A 4920-nucleotide genomic window follows, 5' to 3' on the forward strand; every position below is an offset into this window, starting at 1 on the left:
AGAATTTTTCAAAACTTGCTTATATCAGCTTACATATTTTGCTATTTTCTATCCGACTAATAGATATAGGTCCTATCAACAAAGTCAGTTTGCTGCTTTCATAGCGACTTCTTTTTCTAATCCCAGATTTTAAAAAGTAAAAATAGTCAAATCAGCCGTATTCAGCTTTATATAAGTTACGAAACCTGACTTTTAATATCTATATAAAGCCAAAGAGAATATTAAGATAGCGAAGCTACGTATTGGCGATACTTATGTCCCACCCAGTGATGCATGACTTCTTCAATCACTTTTTTCTTACCTTTATAGTCCTCAGCAGCAAATAACAATTTAGCCCGACGAGGTAACCGCTCTTTGACTAAGGAAAAGAGAAGATAGTGTGATGCGAGATCGAGTTGCTGTAATAAAGTATATGCCTGTTTAAAAGATTTCTGTTTCTGCTCAGGCGTATTGTATTCAAATAGAAAACGTAAAATAAAATCAATTTCCTGATCAAAAATATCCTGAGTCCGATAGTGATACATAAACACTTCTTACCCTCTTATTTTAAATTTCTAGATCTTCTTTGAGACCTGACGTGATCAGCATACTGATAACTTTCTGGATGTCAGTATCTATCCGGCGATCTGTAGTGGATTTAAAGCAAATAAAAAAATTGATTTTTAAAAGACAATATAAAAAGGAAAAGTGGAGTTTTTCAAATAAAAAAGGAAGAGATCTCTCCCAAAATCTCTCCCTCACAATTGAATCTTTACCCGATCCAGTATGTCATTATTATAGTTATTTGCTTCAGTATCTTAAAAAAAGTCTCTTGGGGAAGAGACTATAAGTTGTGGAGTTATTTATTATTACCACTACCCTCTAGATGTGCTTAAAGCGAATTCTCTAGATGAATAAATCTTATACATAATAATAGGGAAACGCAAGGGATTCGGCAAAATTTAACTCTTGTTTTTATAAGGTTTTTTTTGAATTTGCTTATTTGATTTTTGAATATAGAGTCATATAAAAAAAAGCAGGCCGAAGCCTGCTTTTAATTCAATAACTTAGAAAGTGTCTTAATCAACAAAGGTCACTTTTGCAATCGCTTTTTTGCTCGCCTGAACAATCAAAGTCACGTTTTCTTTCACAGAAAAAGACGTATCAACTGGTTGCCAGTCTACTTTTACTGCACCACGACCCAGCGCATCTTTGGCTTGTGCCGAGTTTTTAGTCAGACCCGCTTCACGCAGGATTGAAGTAATAAAGATTTCACCACCGAACTCGCTTAATGAAATGGTTACTTCCGGTGTGCCTTCAGGAAGTTCACCCTCAGTAATGATATTACCCGCGCCTTTATGTGCATGCTCAGCAGCCTCGCTTCCATGGAAACGCTCAACCAGTTCCAGTGCAAGAATGCGTTTCACTTCCTGTGGATTACGACCTTCTTCAATCTCTTTCAACAATACCTGAATTTCTTCTACAGATTTGAAGCTAAGCAGATCAAAGTAACGTTCGATCAGTGAATCCGGCATTGACAGTACTTTCTGGTACATCGCACCCGGCGCATCAAAGACGCCAATATAGTTACCTAAAGATTTAGACATTTTGTTAACGCCATCTAAACCTTCAAGAATTGGTACTGTAATACAGACTTGTGCTTCCTGGTCATAACGCCCTTGAAGGGTACGACCCATTAACAGGTTAAAGGTCTGGTCTGTGCCACCCAGCTCTACGTCTGCTTCTAGTGCTACTGAGTCATAACCTTGTACCAATGGATACAGGAATTCATGAATCGCAATCGGTTGCTGGTTGTTATAACGTTTTGTGAAGTCATCACGCTCAAGCATACGGGCAACAGTTTGCTGTGATGCCAGTTGAATCAGATCAGCAGCAGTTTTTTGTGCAAACCATTCCGAGTTAAACACAACTTTAGTTTTATTCGGATCTAAGATCTTAAATACTTGTTCTTGATAAGTTTTAGCATTTTCTAAAACTTGTTCACGTGATAATGGTGGACGTGTTGCACTTTTGCCGGTTGGATCACCGATCATCGCAGTATAGTCACCAATCAGGAAGAAAACCTCGTGACCCAGGTCTTGGAACACTTTTAGCTTATTGATCAGTACAGTATGACCTAAGTGCAAGTCAGGTGCAGTAGGGTCAAAACCCGCTTTAATTTTTAGTGGACGATTCTGCTTTAATTTCTTTAGAAGATCTTCTTCAGAAATAATTTCGTGGGTGCCTCGTTGGATGAGGGCAAGTTGTTCTTCAGCCGGCAGGAAATTTGACATCACAAAACCCAAATACATCAGTTATTCAATTTGTGCGATATACTAACACTTTTTCAGCATATTGCAGGCTTAAGAATAACCATGACAGCGATCTATATTGGGGTAATGACCGGCACAAGCATGGATGGTGTCGATATTGTTGCTGCTTCTTTTGATCCACTCCAGCTTCATGCCACCCTCACCCTACCTTTTGATCATGATCTTCGTGATGAATTGATGGCGCTTACACTGCCAGGCGATAATGAAATTGACCGCATGGGTAAAGCAGATGTTGCGCTGGCACAGATGATTGGTCATGGTATTAATGCGCTGATTGAAAAAAATAAGCTGGATCGCACACAAATCAAAGCTATTGGCTCACATGGACAGACTATTCGCCACCGTCCTGAACATGGCTTTACCCTGCAGATCGGTGATCCAAACATTATTACTGAAATTACCCAGATTCCGGTGATTTCCGATTTCCGTCGCCGTGACCTGGCGGCTGGTGGCCAGGGTGCACCGCTAGTTCCGGCTTTCCATCAGGATATTTTTCAGCATGACAGCATTCACCGGGTGATTCTAAACCTGGGCGGTATTGCCAATGTCAGTATTCTGCCTGCCGGTCAGCCAGATCAAGTCTACGGCTTTGATACCGGCCCAGCCAATATTCTGATGGATGCCTGGTGTGAGCGTTATACCGGCCAGCCTTTTGATGAAAATGGCAACTGGGCAGCCTATGGTACACCCATCCGTAGCCTGTTAGATCGTTTGCAGGAACATGCATTTTTCTCCAAAGAACCTCCCAAAAGTACTGGCCGTGAAGACTTTAATCTGGAATGGCTGGATGAACAAATTGCCGACTGGCGCAGTGCTTTAGAATATGATGAGCTGGAAGATACCCCGGAAAATGTTCAGGCGACGCTCATGAAGCTCACCACACGTGCCATTAAAAAAGCGATTTATCGCTCTGGTCTGGATACCGGTGAAGTCTATGTTTGTGGAGGTGGTGCTTATAATTCACATCTACTGGAACAGCTGCGCTGGCGTTTGCGTAAACATCACTGGAGTGTGCAAACCACAGCTGATTTAGGCTTAAATCCAACATGGGTCGAAGGCACTGCCTTTGCCTGGCTGGCGATGCGCTTTATGAATCAGCTGAGTGGCAATCTGCCAGCTGTGACCGGGGCTTCAGGCTATCGTGTGCTCGGTACGATTACAGCAGTTTAATCTCCTGAATTCTTATAACTATATATAGGTATAAAAAAGGTCTGCATTATTGCAGACCTTTTTTAAATCTCTGTTATTGCATCATCAGTTTGGCATTTTCATTCCGAAACGCACGTAAAATCTGCTGACCTGCCCGTCCGGTTGGAGTTAAGCCTAAACGGATCTGCTCTTGGCGGATCGCCTGACGGGTTTTATCCCCAATCAAACCATCCACTGCACCAATATCATAACCTTTATTGAGCAAAAATTGCTGAATCTCTCGACGTTCTGCACGTGATGTGCCAGCATCATCGGTTGGCCATGCTTGCACCAAGCCACCTTTACCTTGCAAACGATCTGACAGATGTGCAATGGCTAAAGCATAGCTTTCGGCTGCATTATAACTATAAATGGCATCAAAGTTTTTAAAGACCAGGAACACCGGGCCATTAGCACCGGCAGGTGCCAATAAACCAGCCTGAGAAGATTCCGATAAATCCCCTTGAACTAATGCCGAACCATCGGCACGAACCAGACCTTGATTGATCCAGCTACTCAAGGATTTTTTATTGCGACGACCTTCACCAGAAACTGACATACCTTGAGGAATTTTGACTTCAAAACCCCATGGCTGCCCGGTTTGCCAGCCGCGTTTTTTCAAGAAGTTGGCTGTTGAAGCCAAGGCATCCGGGATGCTGCTGACGAGATCACGACGCCCATCACCATCAAAATCAACGGCCAGTTCATCATAAGTGGATGGCATAAACTGGGTGTGACCGAAAGCTCCGGCCCATGAACCTTTAAGCTGGTTTTCATAGACATCACCACGTTGCAACAGCTTCATGGTAGTAAAGAACTCACCACGGAAATAGCTTTGACGACGACCTTCACAACTCAAAGTACCGAGCGCCTGTAATAAAGGATATTTACCAGAAATATCACCATAATTACTTTCCACACCCCAGACTGCCACCACAGTTTCAGCCGGAATGCCATAAGCAGCACTAACCCGATTTAATACGTCGCGATGCTGCTGTAATTTCTGACGACCCTGCTGTACGCGCTCCTCATCGACCAGACCAGACAGATAGTCCCAAATTGGCGTTGAAAATTCTGGCTGATAGTTGAGTCTTTCAATTACAGAATAATCAGGGGTTAAATTTTGAGTATATCGGTCATAGGTCGCTGCATGGACACCTTTAGCGAGTGCCTGGGGTTTTAATCCAGCCAGACAGCTTTGAAATGAACTGGAACTTGGCGTATAGATGCCAGGACTCGAGGACAGCTCTGATGTACTTACACGCTGTCCATTAATGATCAGTTCAGCCTGTGCCTGAGAGGCAGCCAGAACGATTAAGCCAAGAAAAAGTGCAAGCCGTTGCATAGTACCCTTGAATACTTATATTTCGAATTATGTTCCTATTCACCTTATCAGCTTGTGGATAAAATTAAAGCGCAA

Annotated in this window: 4 protein-coding genes; 1 reads left to right on the forward strand and 3 read right to left on the reverse strand. The window is 42.6% G+C overall.

All coding sequences use genetic code 11. The features are described 5' to 3' along the window. Nucleotides 1-221 precede the first annotated feature (221 nt). Both B4033_RS00700 and tyrS read right to left on the reverse strand, forming a co-directional pair. Nucleotides 222-524 (reverse strand): hypothetical protein, encoded by a 303-nt coding sequence (locus tag B4033_RS00700; protein ID WP_286831139.1) that lies wholly within the window; start codon nucleotides 522-524, stop codon nucleotides 222-224. A 534-nt stretch (nucleotides 525-1058) separates the two neighbouring features. After that, nucleotides 1059-2291: a tyrosine--tRNA ligase gene (gene tyrS, locus B4033_RS00705; protein ID WP_163172613.1), complete on the reverse strand. Its 1233-nt coding sequence runs from the start codon at nucleotides 2289-2291 to the stop codon at nucleotides 1059-1061. A gap of 63 nt (nucleotides 2292-2354) precedes the next feature. Between tyrS and B4033_RS00710 the strand changes: the two genes are divergently transcribed. Then, on the forward strand, nucleotides 2355-3482 hold the full coding sequence (locus B4033_RS00710; protein WP_004813956.1) for an anhydro-N-acetylmuramic acid kinase: 1128 nt from the start codon (nucleotides 2355-2357) through the stop codon (nucleotides 3480-3482). A 73-nt stretch (nucleotides 3483-3555) separates the two neighbouring features. On the opposite strand, the gene B4033_RS00715 is transcribed toward B4033_RS00710, so the two are convergent. Beyond that, the gene (locus B4033_RS00715; RefSeq protein WP_286831142.1) at nucleotides 3556-4845 is read right to left on the reverse strand and encodes a lytic murein transglycosylase; all 1290 of its coding nucleotides are present in this window, start codon (nucleotides 4843-4845) and stop codon (nucleotides 3556-3558) included. Between the last annotated feature and the right edge of the window lie 75 nt (nucleotides 4846-4920).

Origin of the sequence: Acinetobacter sp. UBA3132, from assembly GCF_002364825.1 — a bacterium.
GTDB lineage: Bacteria > Pseudomonadota > Gammaproteobacteria > Pseudomonadales > Moraxellaceae > Acinetobacter > Acinetobacter schindleri.